We start from the raw sequence: 19,102 nt of genomic DNA, 5'->3' as shown, positions 1-19,102 counted from the left end.
CGGCGAACAGGGGGTCCGGGAGGCTTCCCCGGAAAGACACCGTATGAGCACAGCAAGCACCTCCGGTGGGGTGCGGGACGCCGTCGACGACCCGGTGAAGTCCGGGCCGTCCGGCGGCTCCCGCACCCGCGCCAGGGGCCACAGGACCGACTATCTGCTGTACGTCGCGGGCAAGCTGGGCGGCGCCGCCGTCTCGCTGTTCGCCGTCCTGGTCACCAGCTTCTTCCTCTTCCGGATCATCCCCGGCGACCCGGTGAAGGCCATGACCCATGGCAAGCCGACGTCGCTGGAGCAGATGGCCACCCTGCGCAAGCAGTTCGGCCTCGATCTGCCGCTGTGGCAGCAGTTCACCGAGTACTGCGCGAAGGCGTTGACGGGTGATCTGGGGACCTCGTACCAGTTCCACGCCCCGGTCGGCGAGCTGATCACCGAGAAGCTGCCCGCGACGCTGCTGCTGACGGGTGTCGCCGTGCTGATCTACTCGACGCTCGGGCTGTGGCTCGGTACGCGCTCCGCCTGGCGGCACGGGGGACTCGGCGACCGGGTCAACACCGGTGTGGCGCTGACGCTCTGGTCCGTGCCGTCGTTCTGGCTGGGGCTGCTGCTGATCATCGTGTTCTCGGTGGGCATCGGCCCGATCCCCGGAATGTTCCCGAGCGGCGGGATGGAGTCGGGCGACGAGACCGGTTTCGCGTACGTCCTCGACGTGGCGCACCACATGGTGCTGCCGGTGGTGACGCTGGTGGCGGTCGGCTACGCGCAGACGCTGCTGGTGATGCGGTCCTCGCTGCTGGACGAGATGGGCAGCGACTATCTGACGACGGCGCGTGCGAAGGGGCTGCGGGACGATCTCGTACGGCGCCGGCACGCCGTGCCGAACGCGATGCTGCCGACGGTCACGATGGTTTTCATCAACTTGGGCCACGTTGCCGCCGGTTCGATCCTCGTCGAGACGGTCTTCTCGTGGCCGGGGCTCGGCGGGCTCTTCTACCAGGCGCTCAGCGTGCCTGATCTGCCGGTCGTGCAGGGGCTGTTCGTGGTCTTCGCGGGCGCGATGATCCTGATGAACCTTCTGGCCGATCTGCTCTATCCGCTCCTCGATCCCCGGGTGGGCCGATGACTGCCGACAAAACGCCGCCGAATCCCTCGCCGGAGACACCGGAGACACCGGAGACACCGGAGACGACCGATGCGGCGCCGCCTGCCGGGTCGGCGGCGGCGACGTCCGCCTCGTCGCTCGCGTGGGCGCGGCGTCGCGGCTCCGTGTCCCGCTTCTGGCGCCAGTACCGTACGCACCGCGCCGGCCTCATCGGTCTCGCCGGCCTCGCGGTCATCGCCCTGATCGCGCTGACGTCGCCGCTGTTCATCGGCGGCGACGTGCAGAGCGTCACCGACGCACCGGGAACGGCGCTGGAGAGCCCGAGCGGTGAATTCCCGCTCGGTACCGACCAGTTCGGCCGGTCGTTGCTCGGCCTGCTGATCTGGGGCGCCCGGATCTCCCTCGTCGTCGGGCTGCTCGCCGCCGCGCTGTCGGTGGCGATCGGCACGCTCGTCGGCATCGTCGCCGGGCACTTCGGCGGCTGGTTCGCGACGGTGGTCATGCGGATCACCGACTGGTTCCTGGTGATGCCCGCGCTCGTGCTGGCGATCGTGCTGGCGACGGTGATGTCGCGCAGCATCTGGACGGTCATCCTGGCGATCGGGGTGACCTCGTGGCCGACGACGGCGCGCCTGGTGCGCGCGCAGACCATCGCCGTCGAGTCGCGTCCGTACATCGAACGGGCCCGGGCGCTCGGCGGCGGGCACGGTCACGTCATGACGCGCCACGTGCTGCCCAACGTGATGCCGCTGGTCCTCGCCCAGACGACGCTCGGGATCTCCACGGCGATCCTGACGGAGGCGACGCTCGCGTTCCTGGGGCTCGGCGATCCGTCGGTGGTCTCCTGGGGCGGCATGCTCCAGGACGCCAGGGAGGCGGGTGCCGTCTCGTCGGGGCACTGGTGGTATCTGGCGCCGCCCGGTATCGCGATCGCGCTCGTCGCGCTCGCCTTCACGCTCTGCGGCCGTGCGATCGAGGCCGTGCTCAACCCGAAGCTTGGGGTGTCGCGTTGACCGAAACACCGAAGGCAGAGAGCCCGAAGGCGGGGGCGGGGGCCGAATCAGGGCCGGGGCCGGCGTCGAGCCTGCTGGAGATCAGGGATCTGCGGGTCACCTACGGTACGGGGCCCTCCGCCGTCCCCGCCGTACGGGGCGTCGATCTCCTCCTCGAATCGGGCCGCAAGCTCGGCATCGCCGGCGAGTCCGGCTGCGGCAAGTCCACTCTGGCGCTGGCCCTGCTGCGGCTGCTGCCGGCCTCCGCGAGGCTGACAGGCCAGGTGCTGCTCGACGGTGAGGACGTGCTCACCATGAAGTGGGGCAGGTTGCGCGCCGTGCGCTGGGCCGGGGCCTCGATCGTGTTCCAGGGCGCCATGCACTCGCTCAACGCGGTGCACCGTATCGGCGACCAGATCGCCGAACCGGTGCTGCTGCACCGGGGCGCGACGCCCGCCGCCGCGCGCAGGCGCACCGTGGAACTCCTGGAGCAGGTCGGGCTGCCGGCCTCCCGCGCCGACGCCTATCCGCATGAGCTGTCCGGCGGGCAGCGGCAGCGGGTGATGATCGCGATGGCGCTGGCCTGCGATCCCCGGCTCATCGTCGCGGACGAGCCGACGACAGCGCTCGACGTGATGATCCAGGCCCAAATCCTGCGACTTATCGAGCAGTTGGTCGCCGAGCAGGACATCAGCCTGCTGATGATCAGCCATGACCTTGCGGTGCTCTCCGAGACATGCGACCGGCTCGCCGTGATGTACGCGGGCCGGATCGTCGAGGAGGGACCGGCGAAGGCGGTGTACGACGCCGCCGAGCACCCGTACAGCCGCGCGCTCTCGGCGGCGTTCCCCCGGATCGGGGACCTCGCCTCGCGGCGGGCCCCGCGCGGTCTGCCGGGCGACCCGCCGGATCCCTCGGCGCTGCCGTCGGGCTGTACGTTCCATCCGCGCTGCCCCGTCGCGGTGGACGAGTGCGCGGGGGAGGACCAGCCGCTGCGGGACGCGGGACCGGGCCGACTCGCGGCGTGCGTACACGTCGGCGCGACGGTACCGGCGCAGCAGTCGGCGACGCCCGAGGAGCAGAGCCCATGACGTCCGCACGCCCCGACGGGGCGGCGCCCGGCGCCCGCAGAGGGCAGGGCCGACGCCGGAGTCGGCACCGTACCCCGCACCGTCTCGCTCGTACGGCCGCCGGACGGCCACGCCTCAGGAGCCAGTCATGACCACCACGCCCACGCCTCTGCTCTCGGCCACGGGGCTGCATGTCACGTTTCCCGGGCGGCGCGGCGCCCCGGCGGCGCGGGCCGTCGACGGTGTCGATCTGGACATCGGCGGCGGCGAGATCGTCGCCCTGGTCGGCGAATCGGGCTGCGGCAAGACCACGCTCGCGCGGACGCTGCTCGGCCTGGTGCCGCCGACGAGCGGCGGCGTCAACTTCGGCGGCGTTCCTCTTAGTTACCAGTCCGCCGCCCTCAAGGCGTACCGTAAACGCGTCCAACTGGTGCTCCAGGACCCGAGCGGTTCACTGAACCCACGTCACACCGTGTACGACGCGGTCGCCGAGGGCCTGCGCATCCACCGGTACAAGGGCGACGAACGTGAGGCCGTCGCCGAGGCACTCTCGCGCGCCGGCCTCCGGCCGCCGGAGCGGTTCTTCCTGCGCTATCCGCACGAACTGTCGGGCGGCCAGCGTCAGCGCGTCGTCATCGCCGGCGCGCTGGTCCTGAAGCCCGAACTGATCGTCGCCGACGAGCCCGTGGCATCCCTGGACGCCTCCGTACGGGGCGAGATCCTGGCGCTGCTGCTCTCACTCCGCGACGAACTCGGCCTTTCCGCCCTGGTCGTGACGCACGACCTCGGGCTCGCCTGGAACATCGCCGACCGGGTGGCCGTGATGTATCTGGGCCGGATCGTCGAGACGGGGCCGGTGGAGCAGGTACTGACGTCGCCCCAACACCCATACACGCAGGCACTGTTGTCCGTGCTGCCGGAGTCCGGAGCCGAACCGGTCGTCCTTGCGGGCGAGCCGCCGGACCCGTCGCGTATTCCGGCCGGCTGCCGCTTCCACGCGAGGTGTCAGATCCTCGCCTCCGGCGGGGCGGAACGCTCCGGTGTCGCCACCAAGTGCCGCACGGAGGCCCTGCCGATACTGACGGGCGGCGACACCACCCAGGTCGCCTGCCACTGGGCCACGGCCGCCACGGCTGTCGCCGAGGGTGAAAAAGTGCTCTGAGCCGCGCACCCCCACATCCCCAACTCGAACACACGGTGCCCTTGTTGGGGCTTCGCGCGCTCTTGTCGGCGCGGGTCTCGTCAGCGCGCGTCGTACGCGGCGACGAGATCACGCGAGCGCTTCACGTCGTCCGCGATGGCTTCGAGAAGGGACTCGATGGAGTCGAACGTCCGTTGGGGCCGTACGTAGGACAGGAAGTCCACGGCGACGTGGAGCCCGTACAGGTCGAGCCCCACACGGTCGATGGCGTACGCCTCCACGGTCCGCTCCGTACCGTTGAACTGTGGGTTCGTACCGACCGAGATCGCCGCCGGCATCCGCTCGCCGTCAGCGGTCAGCCAGCCCGCGTAGACGCCGTCCTCCGGGATGGCCGTGTGCGGCAGGGTCTCCACATTGGCCGTCGGGTAGCCGAGCTCACGCCCGCGCTGCGCGCCGCGCACCACCACTCCCTCGACCCGGTGCGGCCTGCCCAGAATCTCGGCCGCGCCGTCGACGTCGCCCTCGGCGATCAGCCGCCGGGTCAGGGTGGACGAGAAGGGCTCTCCACCGCCCGCCGCTCCGGTCACGTACAGGTCGATGACCTCGACCTCGTAGTCGTACGTCGCGCCCAGCTCGGCCAGGAAGGCGACGTTGCCGGCCGCCCGGTGGCCGAAGCGGAAGTTCGGCCCCTCGATGACGGCGCTCGCGTGCAACTTGTCGACCAGCACCTTCACGATGAATTCGGCGGGCGACAGCTCAGAGAACTCGGCCGTGAACGGCAGGACGAGCACCGCGTCCACGCCCAGTTCCGCCATCAGCTCTCCCCGCCGGTGGTGCGGCGCGAGCAGCGGCGGATGGGTGCCCGGCCTGACGACCTCGCTCGGGTGCGGGTCGAACGTCACGACGACCGAGGGAACTCCCAGCTCCCGCGCCCGTTCCACGGTGCGCCCGACGATCAGCTGGTGTCCGCGGTGCACGCCGTCGTAGGAGCCGATGGTGACGACGCTGCGTCCCCAGTCCTGGGGGATGTCCTCCAAGCCGCGCCAGCGCTGCACTGTGACCGCTCTCCTCGCCCGAACCCGTGTACGTGAATGCCTCTTACGCTGGTCTAAGACTGCCATGCCGGTGGCTTTTGACCCGCATCGGCATCGGAGTACCGAGAGACATGACGGACTTGCGGGCACTCGGCACGATCACCGGCGCCCACAGCCGCGGGTCCTCGGTCAGCCATGCGCCGACGAGCGCCGTACGCACCTCGACGGCGCGGTGCGGAATCAGCCCCGTCACGAAAGACAGAAGCGGTGCTCTGCCGGCCTTCGGGTGACACGTTCGCTGACAAGTGCCACGGCGTGGTGGGTGAGTTGGGGCGCGCGGGGCCCGCCCGCCGGATCGCAGAACCGCACCGGCCTCGCCCGGTCCCGGCCACCCACGGCCCCGACGGTAGGCGGATGTTGACCGGCCGGAGCCCGCATCCGGTCAGCCGAAGACCGCCAGACTCTTCGCCTTGCCGCCCTGCTCCTCCACCAGTGCCAGGAACCGCCCGTCCGGGCCGAACGCGGCCACGGGGCCGGAGCCGGTCCCGCCCCTGCGCGCGGGCATGTCCAGCCGTACGCCGTTGAGCAGCAGCCTGGCGCGCTTCTCGTCGACGTCCCAGCGCGGAAAAGCCGTCGCGGCGGCGTCGGCGACCGGCATGACCGTCAGCCGCTCCTGGTGCTGGTCGAGCGTCCTGGCCTCGTCGAGACCGTACGGCCCGACCCGCGTCCTGCGGAGCGCCGTGAGATGCCCCCCGACGCCGAGCCCCGCACCGAGGTCACGGGCGAGGGCGCGGATGTATGTACCGGAGGAGCAGACGACCGAAACGACCAGGTCGACCACGGGCGTACCGTCCTCGGCGACGTCCGCGCGGACGTCGTACACCTGGAACGACGAGACCGTCACCGGCCGGGCCGGGATCTCGAAGTCCTCACCGCCCCGTACGCGCGCGTACGACCGCTTCCCGTCGATCTTGATGGCGCTGACCTTGGACGGCACCTGCATGATCGCGCCGGTGAGGGCGGCCACCCCGGCGTCGATGCCCTCACGGGTGACGCCGGACGCGTCGGTGGTCGAGGTGATCTCGCCCTCGGCGTCGTCGGTGACGGTGTCCTGCCCCAGCCTGATGGTGCCCAGGTACTCCTTCTCGGTCAGGGCGAGGTGCCCCAGCAGCTTGGTGGCCCGCTCCACGCCGAGGACCAGAACACCCGTCGCCATGGGGTCGAGCGTGCCGGCGTGGCCGACGCGGCGGGTCTTGGCGATCCCGCGCATCTTGGCCACGACGTCGTGCGAAGTGAAGCCCGACGGCTTGTCCACGATGACAAGGCCGTCGGGCGTGGGGAGTTGCTGTGTCATGGAGCGGCGGCACCGTCCGTGTCGTCGTCGCCGCTACGCGCCCCACCGGCGGCAGCGGCCGAAGACCCGCCGCCCGAAGACTCGTCGGCCGAAGACCCGCCGGCCTCGTGCGCGGCCTCCGCCTCGCCCTCGCCGTCGTCCTCGTAGCCTTCGTCACCGGGCTTGCGGTAAGGGTCTGCCTCGCCCGCGTAGGTCTTACCGGTCGACACCTCACGCACCTCGGCGTCCTTGGCACGCGCCCTGTCGAGAAGGTCCTCGATGGTGCGGGCATTGTCCGGCAGGGCGTCCGGCACGAACGCCAGCGTCGGCGTGAACCGGACGCCGGTCTGACGCCCCACCTCGGAGCGCAGCACGCCCTTGGCGCTCTCCAGGGCGGCGGCGGACGCCGCGCGCTCCTCGTCGTCGCCGTAGACCGTGTAGAAGACCGTGGCCTCCCTCAGGTCGCCGGTGACCCGGGCGTCCGTGATGGTCACGAACCCCAGCCGCGGATCCTTGATACGCCGGTCCAGGGTCTCCGCGACCACGACCTGGATGCGGTCGGCCAGCTTGCGCGCCCGCGCGTTGTCGGTCACCGGTCCGTCACTCTTCCTTCTGGGTTTCTTGTCTGCTGCTCTTGCTGCCGCGACCGGGGCCACCTGCCGGGGCCGGGCGGTTCAGTCGTCGTCTCCGTGCAGCCGCCGTCGTACGGACAGCAGCTCCACCTCCGGGCGGCCGGCGACCATGCGCTCGCACCGGTCCAGAACGTCCCTCAGATGCCCCGTGTCCCCGGACACCACCGCCAGACCGATCTCGGCCCTGCGATGAACATCCTGGTCGCCGGTCTCCGCCACACTCACCGCGAACTTCCGGTGGAGTTCGGCGACGATCGGCCGGACGATCGAGCGTTTCTCCTTCAACGACCGTACGTCGCCGAGGAGCAGGTCGAAGGAGAGTGTCCCCACATACATGTGTATCCGGATGTCCCGCCGGTACGGGGTCGGGCCCGCCAGCGCTTGGCAGGGGCACATAAACCGTACACGGAACGGCCGGAGCCGATCGACGGAATAAACAACCGTCGACCGGCCCCGGAACGCACCATCAGCCGTGCATCAGCCGCGCGGCTTCTCGCGCATCTCGTACGTCGCGATGACGTCGTCGATCTTGATGTCGTTGAAGTTTCCGAGGTTGATACCGCCCTCGAAGCCCTCGCGGATCTCGGTGACATCGTCCTTGAAGCGGCGCAGACCCTGGATGTTGAGGTCCTCCGCGATGACCTTGCCATCGCGGACGAGCCGGGCCTTGGTGTTGCGCTTGACCTCGCCGGACCGGATGAGAACACCCGCGATGTTGCCGAGCTTGGACGAGCGGAAGACCTCGCGGATCTCCGCCGTACCGAGCTCGATCTCCTCGTACTCCGGCTTGAGCATGCCCTTGAGGGCCGCTTCGATCTCCTCGATGGCCTGGTAGATCACCGAGTAGTAGCGGACGTCGACGCCCTCGCGGTCGGCCATCTGCGAGGCACGCCCCGCGGCGCGCACGTTGAAGCCGATGACGATGGCGTCGGAGCCCATCGCCAGGTCGATGTCGGACTCCGTGACCGCACCGACGCCGCGGTGCAGGACCCGGATGTCGACCTCTTCACCGACGTCGAGCTGGAGCAGCGAGGACTCGAGAGCCTCCACCGAACCGGACGCGTCGCCCTTGATGATGAGGTTGAGTTCCTGCACCAGGCCGGCCTTGAGTGCCTCGTCCAGGTTCTCCAGGGAGAACCGGACGCCCTTGCGGGCGAACGCCGCGTTCCGCTCACGAGCGGCACGCTTCTCGGCGATCTGCCGCGCGGTGCGGTCCTCGTCGACGACCAGGAAGTTGTCGCCGGCGCCGGGGACGTTGGTGAGTCCCAGGACCAGGACGGGAGTCGCGGGACCCGCTTCCTCGACGTTGTTGCCGTTGTCGTCGAGCATCGCCCGGACACGGCCGTACGCGTCACCGGCGACCATCGTGTCGCCGACGCGCAGCGTGCCGCGCTGGACGAGCACGGTGGCGACGGCGCCGCGACCGCGGTCCAGGTGCGCCTCGATGGCGATACCCTGCGCGTCCTGCTCCGGGTTGGCCCGCAGGTCGAGCGAGGCGTCCGCCGTGAGGACCACGGCCTCCAGCAGGCTGTCGATGTGCAGACCCTGCTTGGCGGAGATGTCGACGAACATGGTGTCGCCGCCGTACTCCTCGGCCACGAGGCCGTACTCGGTCAGCTGACCGCGCACCTTGGTCGGGTCCGCGCCCTCGACGTCGATCTTGTTGACCGCGACCACGATCGGCACGTCGGCCGCCTTGGCGTGGTTCAGCGCCTCGATCGTCTGGGGCATCACACCGTCGTTCGCCGCCACCACGAGGATCGCGATGTCGGTGGACTTGGCACCACGGGCACGCATGGCGGTGAACGCCTCGTGGCCCGGGGTGTCGATGAAGGTGATGCGGCGCTCTTCGTCGTTGACCTCGGTGGCGACCTGGTACGCGCCGATGTGCTGCGTGATACCGCCGGCCTCGCCCGCGACGACGTTCGTCTTACGGATGGCGTCGAGGAGCCGGGTCTTACCGTGGTCGACGTGACCCATGACGGTCACGACCGGCGGACGCGCGACGAGGAACTCCTCGCCGCCCTCGTCCTCGCCGAACTCGATGTCGAAGGACTCGAGAAGCTCGCGGTCCTCCTCCTCCGGGCTGACGATCTCGACGACGTAGTTCATCTCGCCGGCGAGCACGTGCAGGGTGTCGTCGGAGACGGACTGCGTGGCCGTGACCATCTCGCCGAGGTTCATCATCACGGCGACGAGCGACGCCGGGTTGGCGTTGATCTTCTCCGCGAAGTCGGTGAGAGACGCACCGCGCGACAGCCGGACGGTCTGTCCCTGGCCGCGCGGCAGCATCACGCCGCCTACCGACGGGGCCTGCATGGCCTCGTACTCCTGGCGCCTCTGCCGCTTCGACTTACGGCCACGACGGGCCGGTCCACCGGGGCGGCCGAACGCGCCCTGTGTGCCACCACGGCCGCCGGGACCACCCGGACGTCCGCCGAAGCCGGGACGGCCACCGCCGCCACCGAAACCGCCACCACCGGGACGGCCCGGAGCACCGCCGCCACCACCGGGACGACCGGCGAAGCCACCGCCGCCACCGCCACCGCCGGGGCGACCGGCGAAACCGCCGCCACCACCGGGACGACCGCCGCCGCCACCACCGGCGGGCCTACCGGCACCACCGGGGCCACGGCCTCCGCCGGGACCACCACCGGGACGCGGGCCGGCAGCGGGACGCTGCGGCATCATGCCCGGGTTCGGACGGTTCCCGGACGGGGCGCCGCCGGGACGCGGGGACTGCGGACGCGGCATACCACCGGGGGTGGGGCGACCGCCCTGGCCACCGGCACCGGCCTGCGGACGGGGACCGCCCTGACCGGCGCCCTGCGGACGCGGACCGCCGGGCGCACCGGCGCCGCCGGGACGCGGGGCGCCACCCGGACGGGGCGCCTGCGGGCGCGCCATTCCGGTGGAACCACCCGAGGTGAAGGGGTTGTTGCCCGGACGGGGACCCGCCGGACGAGCGCCCGGACGGGCGCCCTGACCCGCGGGACGCGCAGGACGATCGCCGCCGCGGCCACCGTCGCGCTGACCGCCGGACGGAGCCGGACGGGCGGCCGGACCACCGCTGGGACGGGGCCCCGGCGTGGCCGAACCGGAACGCGGAGGGGTCGGCGCCTGGGGCGCCTGCGGCGCCGCCGGAGCCGGGGCCGAGAACTCGGCCGCGGGCACCGGAGCCGGCGCGGGCTTCGACGCCGGGGGCTTCGGACCGGGACGCGGGCCGGAGGCGGGCGTCGCGGCCGGAGCCGGAGAGGAGGGGGTGCTCTGCGGGGCCTCGGCGGCGGCCGGCTTGGGGGCCGGGGCACCGGGCTTGGGAGCAGCCGGACGTGCCGCCTGCGCCGGGGAGGGCGCGGCGGGCTTGGCGGGGGTCGCCTTACGCGGCGCCCCGGGCTTCGCGGCGGGCTTGGCGGCGTTGCCGCCGGGGCCCTGCAAAGCATCAGTCAATTTACGTACAACCGGCGCCTCGATCGTCGACGACGCCGAACGGACGAATTCACCGAGTTCTTGGAGCTTGGCCATGACGACCTTGCTCTCCACACCGAACTCCTTGGCGAGTTCGTATACCCGGACCTTAGCCACTTCGCTCCTTTTAGGTCCGGGTTACCGCCGGACCGTCGCTACTTCATGGGCGTACTCATCGCGTACTCATCGAGTGCTCATCGCAATCTCGACCTACTTCCAACTCGCGAGGTACCTGAACCGCACGGGGTTCCGTGCCGTACGTCTTCGTGCGTTGCTACCTGCTCGACATATCCCAGCAGTTCCGTGCTGTCGAGCGGTCCCTTGACCCTGAAGGCCCGTGGAAACGCCCGGCGGCGGACCGCCTGATCGAGACAGAACGAGGCGGGGTGTACATACGCGCCCCGGCCGGGCAGCGTACCGCGTGGATCAGGGAGGCAAGCACCCTCGACCACCACGATGCGCAGCAGATCGCTCTTGGCCGCTCGCTCCCGGCATCCCACGCAGGTTCGCTCAGGGCAGGCGCGGGCGTGCGTCCGGCCAGACATGCTCAAGTCTACCTCCCCGCGCCGTCCGCACCCCTTTGGGGCAATGGTCGAACGCTTGCTGGCCAAAAAGACTCGGTTGATCTCCGCGCGGTCCGTCGTCAAACGTTGCCGCACGTCGCGGGCCCCGAGCGGAGCTGATCGGCGGCGGTCGGTCGCGTCCGCCGGTGGCCGACGGGTGACGGCCGATGGCCGGATACGGACCGGCCGACGGACCGGCCGGCGGCGGCGACGGTGCACGGTCGCCGACTGGCTGGTAGCGGGTACGGGGCGACCGTGGTGATCGCTATGGTCACCGCCGCGCCTTACGCCGCGGTCTCCCGCCCCGTACGCCGCCGGGCCCGCCTCGTGCGTACCGCGGGTCAGCCTCGGTCGCCGCGTGGCGACCGGCCACCCGCCGCCCCGTCGTCCCGCGCGTCGTCCGCCCCGCCGGTCTGCTCCGTCTGCTCCGTGTCGGGCCGGATGTCGATGCGCCAACCGGTCAGGCGGGCCGCGAGGCGGGCGTTCTGCCCTTCCTTGCCGATCGCCAGCGACAGCTGGTAGTCCGGCACCGTCACCCGCGCGGAGCGGGCGCCGAGGTCGACGACCTCCACCTTGCTGACACGGGCCGGCGACAGGGCGTTGGCGACCATCTCGGCCGGGTCGTCCGACCAGTCGACGATGTCGATCTTCTCGCCGTGCAGCTCCGCCATCACGTTGCGCACCCGCGCCCCCATGGGGCCGATGCAGGCGCCCTTGGGGTTGAGACCGGAGCGGGTGGACCGTACGGCGATCTTCGTGCGGTGCCCCGCCTCACGGGCGATCGCGCAGATCTCCACGGAGCCGTCCGCGATCTCCGGGACCTCCAGCTCGAAGAGCTTCTTCACGAGGTTGGGGTGCGTACGCGACAGGGTCACCGACGGGCCCCGTACGCCCTTCGCGACGCGGACCACGAACGTACGCAGCCGCAGACCGTGCGTGTACTCCTCACCCGGCACCTGCTCCTGCACCGGGAGGATGGCCTCCAGCTTGTCGTCCAGCCGCACCAGGACGTTCCTGGGGTCCTTGCCCTGCTGCACCTGCCCGGCGACGACGTCGCCCTCACGGCGCGCGTACTCACCGAACGTGACGTCGTTCTCGGCGTCCCGCAGCCGCTGCTGGATGACCTGCCGCGCCGTGGTGGCGGCGATACGGCCGAAGTCCGACGGAGTGTCGTCGAACTCCTTCGGCTCCTGCCCCTCCTCCAGCTCCGACGGGTCCTCCTTGGCCCACACCGTCACATGACCGTTGTCGCGGCTCAGGACGACGCGGGCGAGACGGCGGCTTCCCTCGGTGCGGTGGTAGGCGATGAGGAGGGCGGATTCGATCGCCTCGACCAACAGGTCGAAGGGGATCTCCTTCTCTTGTGCCAAGCCCTTCAGGAGCTTCACGTCGATGTCCATGGCTACGCCTCCTCTGCTTCCTTCTTGTCCTTGCGGTTGAATTCCAGCTCCACGCGCGCCTTGGCGATCGACGCGAACTCGACCCGGCGGGCGGTCGGCTTGCGCCCCTTCACGCCCGGTACTTCGAGGTCGAGCCCTTCCTCGTCCACCGCGAGGACACGTGCCACGAACTCGTCGCCCTCATGAAGCTGGATCTTCACCAGACGGCCGACGGCGCGTACGTAGTGACGGCGCTCGGTCAGCGGGCGGTCGGCTCCTGGGGAGGTCACTTCGAGCTGGTACTCGTCCTCGCCCATCACGTCCGTCTCGTCGAGAGTCGTGGAGATGGTGCGGCTCAGCTCGGCACACGCGTCCAGGTCCACGCCGTCGTCGGAGTCGACCACGATCCTCAGCACACGACGCCGGCCCGCCCGGGACACCTCGATCTCTTCGAGATCCAGGCCCTTCGCGCTGACGAGCGGTTCCAGCAGTCCGCGCAGCCTCTCGCTGTGGGTGGTGCTCATCCGGGTGACTCCTCGGCCGCGTGTGTGCTGTTGTGGGATCGTCGCGTGTCAGGCAAAGGGTATCCGGTCGCGGGGGGTGTTGCCGTCCACCTGCGGCTGACCCGCAGGTACGCTCGCCTGCGGTGATCACTGCGAGGCCCGAGGGAGACACGCGTGGGGCGCACGGGGACGACACGGAGAGGTGCGCTCTTGGCCGCAGGGGCCGCGGCGGGGGTTGCGGCGGGGGGTCTGCTGACCGCCTGCTCCGGTGCGGACGACGAGGGCGGATCGGGTGCCGCGGCGCGGGCGGCGGCCGTCCGGGCCGCGAAGGCGCTGCGGGCGAAGTCCGCCCGGACCAGCCGTGAGCTTCTGCGGCAGTACGACGCGGTGCTTGAGCGGCATCCGGATCAGGCGACGCGGCTGACGCCGCTGCGGGCCGCCGTCGCACGGCACGTGACCGCTCTGGCGCCGCCTCCTCAGCCTCCTAAGAAGGGCGAGTCGGCGAAGCCGTCCGCATCTGCGTCCGCGTCGGCTTCCTCCGCCCCGTCGTCGGATCCGTCGCTCGGGACGGCCGTCGGGGATGCCCGGGACACCGGGACCGCGCCGTCCGTCCCCGCCGACCCCCGCGCCGCGCTCCGGGAGCTGGCCGCGGCCGAGCGCCGTACCGCCGAGGCGCACGGTGAGGCACTGGTCCACGCCCCGCCCGAGTTCGCCCGGCTGCTGGCTTCCCTCGCGGCGGCCGGCGCCGCCCACGCGTTCCTGCTGACGGAAGGATCCCCCTCGTGAGCACCGACCGTGCGATGGACGCCGCCCAGGCCGCCCTCGCCGCGGAGCACGCCGCGGTGTACGGATACGGCGTCGTGGGCGGCCGGGTGGGCGACGAACGCCGCGGAGAGGCGACGAACGCGTACGACGCGCACCGTGCCCGGCGCGACAGCCTCGCGCGTACGGTGCGCGATCTCGGCGGGAAGCCGGTCGCGGCAGCCGCCGCGTACAACCTGCCCTTCGAGGTGCCCGACTCGGCCGCCGCCGTACGGCTCGCCGCCGACCTGGAGGACCGGATCGCGGGGGTCTACTCCGACCTCGTACGTGCCGCTGAGGGGCCGCTGCGCCAGGACGCCGCGGGGGCCCTGCGGGAGGCGGCGGTGCGGGCGGTGCGCTGGCGGGGCAGCGGCGTAGCCTTTCCTGGGCTCGCCGAGCGTCTGTGAGCCCGCTCGCTCCGAAAGGGATCTAGGCAGGTATGGCTTTCGAACCGCCGCAGCGGCTGGTGCGCACCCTGAGCGAGACGTACGGGGAGTCCGTCGCCGGAGAGTGGCTCGGGCAGCTGCCAGGGATCGCCCAGGAGGCGGTGGAGCGGCGGGAGTTGACCGTCGAGCGGGTGGTGGCGCCGGGCGGCGGGAGCAGCCTCGTGGTGCTCGTACGGCGCCCCGACGGCGCCCCGGCCGCGCTCAAGGTGGTCCCGCCGTTCGCGGCGCCGGAGGCGGAGCGGGCGGCGCTGACGCACTGGAAGGGCTGGGGCTCGGTGGAGCTCATCTCCGGCTCCGACGGTGCGCTGCTTCTTGAACGCCTCCATACGGAGACGTCGCTGCGCTCCCTGCCCGAAGCCAAGTCACTGCTCGAAGCGGCGGGAACGGTGCGGAAGTTGTGGGTCGAGCCGGTCGCCGACCATGGCTTTGAAACGGTCGCCGAGCGGACGGCCGGGCAGGCGGAGACATTGCTGGCCGCGGCGGACCCGCAGGTCGTTCCGCTCGTGACGGCGGCGCTCGACGCGCGCGAGGAACTGCTGGGGGCCGGGCCGGCGGAGCTGATGCTGCTCCACGGCGCGTTCCGGCAGGGCAAGGTGCTCTCGGGCGACCGCACTCCGTGGCTCGCGGTCGGCCCCGTGCCCTTGGTGGGTGAGCGCGCGTACGACCTGGCGACGCTGGTACGCGACCGGGTGGAGGACCTTGTCGCGGCGGCGTCGGGCGCGTCCGCGACGCGGCGCCGTGTGAACAAGCTGGCCGACTCGCTGGACATCGACGGCGAGAGGCTGCGCGGCTGGACGCTCTTCCGCGCGGTGGAGTCGGGCGTCCGCGCGCTGGAGGCCGGACGCCGCCAAGACGCGGAACTGTTGCTGGAGTTCGCAGGCTGGATGTAGCTCAGAGGGGCCCGTCACGGGGCGGCCGGAGCGGCTGTGGAGCGAGCGTGCGGCCCATCACCCCGACCAGCCCCACCCGCCCCCGCCCCCTCCGTACACCCCCGTCGTATGCGTCCGTACACCCCCGTCGTATGCGTCCTCACCCCGTCGCGCCCGTCCGCCCGTCGCCCCGCCCCCGAAGGGCCGCGCCGACCGTCAGAGGGTGGCCGTCAGACGCGCGATCGCCTCGGCGACGGTGAGCTCCTCCCGCTCCCCGGTGCGGCGGTCCTTCAGCTCCACCACCCCGTCGCCCGCGCGGCGCCCCGCGACCAGGATCTTCGGAACGCCGATCAGCTCCGCGTCGGTGAACTTCACACCGGGCGAGACACCGGGCCGCTCGTCGACCAGCACCCGCAGCCCCGCCGCGCCCAGCTTCTCCGCGACGTCGACCGCCAGCTCCGTCTGGAGTGCCTTGCCCGCCGCCACGACGTGCACGTCCGCCGGGGCGATCTCACGGGGCCAGCACAGCCCCTGCTCGTCGGCGGTCTGCTCCGCGAGCGCGGCGACGGCGCGGGAGACGCCGATGCCGTACGAGCCCATGGTCACCCGCACCGGCTTGCCCTGCTGCCCGAGCACGTCGAGCTGGAAGGTGTCGGCGTACTTGCGGCCCAGCTGGAAGATGTGACCGATCTCGATGGCGCGCCCCAGCTTCAGCCCGGCGCCGCACACGGGGCAGGGGTCGCCCTCTTCGACGACCACGACGTCGAGGTAGTCGTCGACCTCGAAGTCGCGTCCGCAGACGACGTTGCGCGCGTGGGTGTCGGCCTTGTTGGCGCCGGTCACCCAGGCGGTGCCGGGCGCTACGCGGGGGTCGGCGATGTAGCGGATCTTCAGTCCCTGGGGGCCGACGTAGCCGCGTACCAGCTCGGGGCGGCCTTCGAAGTCCTCGGCCGTCACCAGCTCCACGACGGCGGGCGCCAGGTGCTCACCGAGCTTGCCCAGGTCCACCTCGCGGTCACCGGGGACGCCGACGGCGGTGATCTCGCCGTCGACTTTCACCAGCAGGTTCTTCAGCGTCGCCGAGGCCGGCACGCCCAGGAACTCGGCCAGCGTCTCGATGGTCGGGGTGTCGGGGGTGTCCAGCTCCTCCAGAGCCCCGTGCGCCGCCCCGTCGACGGCGGCGAGGGTGAAGGTGACCGCCTCCGTGTTGGCGGCGTAGTCGCCGTTGGGGCAGTCCACGAAGGTGTCCTCGCCCGCGGCGGCCGGGGCCAGGAACTCCTCGGACGCGGAGCCGCCCATCGCGCCGGAGACGGCGGAGACGATGCGGTAGTCGAGCCCGAGGCGCGCGAAGATCTTCTGGTACGCCGCGCGGTGGAGCGCGTACGACTCGGCCAGTCCCTCGTCCGTGGTGTCGAAGGAGTAGGAGTCCTTCATCTGGAACTCACGGCCGCGCAGCACGCCGGAGCGGGGGCGGGCCTCGTCCCGGTACTTCGTCTGGATCTGGTAGAGCATCACCGGCAGGTCCTTGTAGGACGTGCACTGGTCCTTGACGACCAGGGTGAAGATCTCCTCGTGCGTCGGCCCGAGCAGGTACTCGCCGCCCTTGCGGTCCTTGAGACGGAAGAGGAGGTCTCCGTACTCGTCCCAGCGACCGCTCGCCTCGTAGGGCTCCTTGGGAAGCAGCGCCGGCAGCAGTACTTCCTGCGCTCCGATGGCGTCCATCTCCTCGCGCACGACGCGGGCGATGTTGTCGAGGACCTTCTTACCCAGGGGCAGCCAGCTCCAGAGGCCGGCGGAGGTGCGGCGTACGTACCCGGCGCGGACCAGAAGCTTGTGGCTGAGGGTCTCCGCGTCCGCCGGGTCGTCGCGCAGTGTCTTGGCCATCAAACGGGACATGCGCTGGACCTGGGACATGGGGAGCACTCCTGCGTTTCTTCTCGGGTGTTGGCAGGAGGTTAGCCGGGGCACACCGGCGGGCGGAAATCAGTAATGCCGCGCCCGACTGCGTTCAGCGGCGCCGCAGCGGGAGCGGGGCGCCCATCACGGCGTACGGCTTGGCGGCGCTGGGGAAGTGGACCTGGCGCGCCAGGTCCTGGTAGCCGAGGGTGCGGTAGAGACCGCGGGCGGGGCTCTCGGTGTCGATCGCGGAGAGGATCGAGCGGGGCTGCAGGGCGACGTCGGTGATGGTCGTGATCAGGGTGCGCCCGATGCCACGGCCCTGGAACACCGGGTGGACGTGCAGTTCGGTGATCACGAAGGAGTCGTCGAGCCAGCCGTCGCAGCCCTCGGCGCGCAGGTACGGCTCGACGACCGTCGACCACCAGTGGGAGCGCTCGTTCGGCATGCCGTAGACGAACCCCGCGAGCCGCCCCTCCCCGGTGACCGCCCCGTACGCGCGCGCACCGGGCGCCAGGAGATGTCGCAGCACGATCTGGCGCCGTACGCCGATCTCACCCTCGCTGAGCCCGAAGGCGAGCGCCTGCACGGCCAGCGCCTCGTCCACGCGCGCGGCGAGGTCGATCGGCCCGACGTGCACGTCGGGGATCTGGGAGTCGCTCCCGGAAGAGCTCGGCACGCTCGGCATGGCCGAACCTTACTTTCAGAAGAGGACGCTCATGAAAGCGCCCACCTCGCGGAAGCCGACCCGTCGGTAGGAGGCTCTGGCAGGGATGTTGTAGTCGTTCACGTAGAGGCTGACGACGGGGGCGACGTCGGCGAGGGCGTACCGTACGACGGCCGCCATGCCGCTCTCCGAGAGGCCCTGACCGCGGAACTCGGGGGCGACCCAGACGCCCTGGATCTGGCAGGCGTGCGACGTGGCCGCGCCGATCTCGGCCTTGAAGATCACCTTGCCGTCGTCGATACGGGCGAACGACCGCCCCGCACCGACGAGTTCGGCCACCCGCGCCTGGTAGAGGAGCCCGCCGTCGCCGGCCAGCGGCGAGACGCCGACCTCCTCGGTGAACATCGCCACGCACGCCGGCATGATCGTCTCCAGCTCCTCCTTACGGATGCGGCGTACGAGGGGGTCCGGCCGCACCGTGTCGGGGACTTGCTCGGTGACCATGAGCGGCTGGTTCGCGCGGACCTCGCGGGCGGGGCCCCAGTTGGGCTCCAGGAGCCGCCAGAGGAGGGCTGTGGGGTCGGCGGGGCCGACGATCGACGAGCAGCGGCGCCCCGTCCGGCGGGCGCGGTCCGCGAAGGCCCGTACGGCCTCGGGGGGAGCGCAGATGGGCACCAGGTTGGCACCGGAGTAGCACAGTGAGCGCAGTCGCCCGTCCGCGTACCAGCCCCACATCTCGCCGCCGAGGCGCCAGGGGTCGAGGCCGGCCGCTTGGACACGCGAGGCCACGAAGGCGTTGGCGACGGGCTCACTCTCAAGAATGGCGAGCGCGGCGCCGAGTTCGCCTGGGTCGAGGACCCGAGTGGTGGTCTGCGTCAACACGAGAGGGGCCTCACCATACGTCTGCTGATTCTTCGCACTGTACCCGCCACTTCTGTGGCTTGCCGCGCGCACGAGAAGGGCCCCGCTCCCCCGACGCCCTGAGGCGTGGGGTGCGGAGCCCGTAAGGAGCGAGGCCGCGGACGGCGCGGAAGGCAGTCGGCGTACGGCTACGAAGCACGCTCCGGAGCCTTCGGCCGATCACCGGCCGGCCGACCCTCAGCTGATGGAGACCTCGGGCTCGCCCGACGGGACCCCGTCCTTCTCCATCTGTTCGGCGATCTTCATCGCTTCCTCGATGAGGGTCTCGACGATCTTCGACTCGGGCACCGT

Annotated in this window: 18 protein-coding genes; 7 read left to right on the top strand and 11 right to left on the bottom strand. The window is 71.3% G+C overall.

Annotated elements, in window-relative coordinates:
* Positions 1–43: 43 nt before the first annotated feature.
* From ACIBLA_RS34220 to ACIBLA_RS34205, 4 genes are all read left to right on the top strand, one after another.
* Positions 44–1,120, top strand: a complete 1,077-nt coding sequence (locus ACIBLA_RS34220) for an ABC transporter permease (protein ID WP_363245410.1) — start codon at positions 44–46, stop codon at positions 1,118–1,120.
* On the top strand, positions 1,117–2,112 hold the full coding sequence (locus ACIBLA_RS34215) for an ABC transporter permease (RefSeq protein ID WP_399200859.1): 996 nt from the start codon (positions 1,117–1,119) through the stop codon (positions 2,110–2,112). Before ACIBLA_RS34220 ends, ACIBLA_RS34215 begins: the two co-directional genes overlap by 4 nt.
* Before the next feature lie 71 nt (positions 2,113–2,183).
* On the top strand, positions 2,184–3,182 hold the full coding sequence (locus tag ACIBLA_RS34210) for an ABC transporter ATP-binding protein (protein WP_399200872.1): 999 nt from the start codon (positions 2,184–2,186) through the stop codon (positions 3,180–3,182).
* Positions 3,183–3,309: 127 nt separating this feature from the next.
* Positions 3,310–4,323 (top strand): oligopeptide/dipeptide ABC transporter ATP-binding protein, encoded by a 1,014-nt coding sequence (locus tag ACIBLA_RS34205; protein ID WP_399200858.1) that lies wholly within the window; start codon positions 3,310–3,312, stop codon positions 4,321–4,323.
* 80 nt (positions 4,324–4,403) lie between these two features.
* Here the strand turns inward: ACIBLA_RS34205 and ACIBLA_RS34200 are convergent, their stop codons facing one another.
* The 8 genes from ACIBLA_RS34200 to rimP all read right to left on the bottom strand — a co-directional run bounded on the left by ACIBLA_RS34200 (position 4,404) and on the right by rimP (position 13,232).
* Complete coding sequence (locus tag ACIBLA_RS34200; protein ID WP_399200857.1) at positions 4,404–5,357, bottom strand: bifunctional riboflavin kinase/FAD synthetase; 954 nt, start codon at positions 5,355–5,357, stop codon at positions 4,404–4,406.
* Positions 5,358–5,778: 421 nt separating this feature from the next.
* Positions 5,779–6,690, bottom strand: coding sequence for a tRNA pseudouridine(55) synthase TruB (gene truB, locus ACIBLA_RS34195; RefSeq protein ID WP_363245414.1), 912 nt, complete (start codon positions 6,688–6,690; stop codon positions 5,779–5,781).
* Positions 6,687–7,262, bottom strand: coding sequence for a 30S ribosome-binding factor RbfA (rbfA, locus tag ACIBLA_RS34190; protein WP_399200856.1), 576 nt, complete (start codon positions 7,260–7,262; stop codon positions 6,687–6,689). Before rbfA ends, truB begins: the two co-directional genes overlap by 4 nt.
* Before the next feature lie 81 nt (positions 7,263–7,343).
* Positions 7,344–7,637 (bottom strand): DUF503 domain-containing protein, encoded by a 294-nt coding sequence (locus ACIBLA_RS34185; RefSeq protein WP_363245417.1) that lies wholly within the window; start codon positions 7,635–7,637, stop codon positions 7,344–7,346.
* A 141-nt stretch (positions 7,638–7,778) separates the two neighbouring features.
* On the bottom strand, positions 7,779–10,883 hold the full coding sequence (gene infB / locus ACIBLA_RS34180; RefSeq protein ID WP_363245419.1) for a translation initiation factor IF-2: 3,105 nt from the start codon (positions 10,881–10,883) through the stop codon (positions 7,779–7,781).
* A 77-nt stretch (positions 10,884–10,960) separates the two neighbouring features.
* The gene (locus tag ACIBLA_RS34175) at positions 10,961–11,311 is read right to left on the bottom strand and encodes a YlxR family protein (RefSeq protein ID WP_363245420.1); all 351 of its coding nucleotides are present in this window, start codon (positions 11,309–11,311) and stop codon (positions 10,961–10,963) included.
* A 359-nt stretch (positions 11,312–11,670) separates the two neighbouring features.
* Positions 11,671–12,729 (bottom strand): transcription termination factor NusA, encoded by a 1,059-nt coding sequence (nusA, locus tag ACIBLA_RS34170; protein ID WP_363245421.1) that lies wholly within the window; start codon positions 12,727–12,729, stop codon positions 11,671–11,673.
* A 2-nt stretch (positions 12,730–12,731) separates the two neighbouring features.
* The gene (rimP, locus tag ACIBLA_RS34165; RefSeq protein ID WP_363245422.1) at positions 12,732–13,232 is read right to left on the bottom strand and encodes a ribosome maturation factor RimP; all 501 of its coding nucleotides are present in this window, start codon (positions 13,230–13,232) and stop codon (positions 12,732–12,734) included.
* A 153-nt stretch (positions 13,233–13,385) separates the two neighbouring features.
* Here rimP and ACIBLA_RS34160 point away from each other — a divergent pair, with 153 nt between their 5' ends.
* Genes ACIBLA_RS34160 through ACIBLA_RS34150 form a run of 3 tightly spaced genes read left to right on the top strand, consistent with a single transcriptional unit; the run spans position 13,386 to position 15,348 of the window.
* Complete coding sequence (locus tag ACIBLA_RS34160; RefSeq protein WP_363245423.1) at positions 13,386–13,997, top strand: hypothetical protein; 612 nt, start codon at positions 13,386–13,388, stop codon at positions 13,995–13,997.
* Positions 13,998–14,011: 14 nt separating this feature from the next.
* On the top strand, positions 14,012–14,419 hold the full coding sequence (locus tag ACIBLA_RS34155) for a ferritin-like domain-containing protein (RefSeq protein WP_399200871.1): 408 nt from the start codon (positions 14,012–14,014) through the stop codon (positions 14,417–14,419).
* A gap of 32 nt (positions 14,420–14,451) precedes the next feature.
* Positions 14,452–15,348, top strand: a complete 897-nt coding sequence (locus ACIBLA_RS34150; RefSeq protein ID WP_399200855.1) for an aminoglycoside phosphotransferase family protein — start codon at positions 14,452–14,454, stop codon at positions 15,346–15,348.
* 195 nt (positions 15,349–15,543) lie between these two features.
* On the opposite strand, the gene ACIBLA_RS34145 is transcribed toward ACIBLA_RS34150, so the two are convergent.
* The 3 genes from ACIBLA_RS34145 to ACIBLA_RS34135 all read right to left on the bottom strand — a co-directional run bounded on the left by ACIBLA_RS34145 (position 15,544) and on the right by ACIBLA_RS34135 (position 18,769).
* Complete coding sequence (locus tag ACIBLA_RS34145) at positions 15,544–17,241, bottom strand: proline--tRNA ligase (RefSeq protein WP_363245425.1); 1,698 nt, start codon at positions 17,239–17,241, stop codon at positions 15,544–15,546.
* Positions 17,242–17,335: 94 nt separating this feature from the next.
* Complete coding sequence (locus ACIBLA_RS34140) at positions 17,336–17,911, bottom strand: GNAT family N-acetyltransferase (RefSeq protein ID WP_399200854.1); 576 nt, start codon at positions 17,909–17,911, stop codon at positions 17,336–17,338.
* A 15-nt stretch (positions 17,912–17,926) separates the two neighbouring features.
* Positions 17,927–18,769 (bottom strand): GNAT family N-acetyltransferase, encoded by an 843-nt coding sequence (locus tag ACIBLA_RS34135; protein ID WP_363245429.1) that lies wholly within the window; start codon positions 18,767–18,769, stop codon positions 17,927–17,929.
* Positions 18,770–19,102: the final 333 nt, after the last annotated feature.

The sequence above is a fragment of the Streptomyces sp. NPDC050433 genome (assembly GCF_044458565.1).
Classification (GTDB): domain Bacteria; phylum Actinomycetota; class Actinomycetes; order Streptomycetales; family Streptomycetaceae; genus Streptomyces.
Note: the sequence above shows the minus strand (reverse complement) of the source record. Positions and strands in the feature narration are given on the sequence as shown.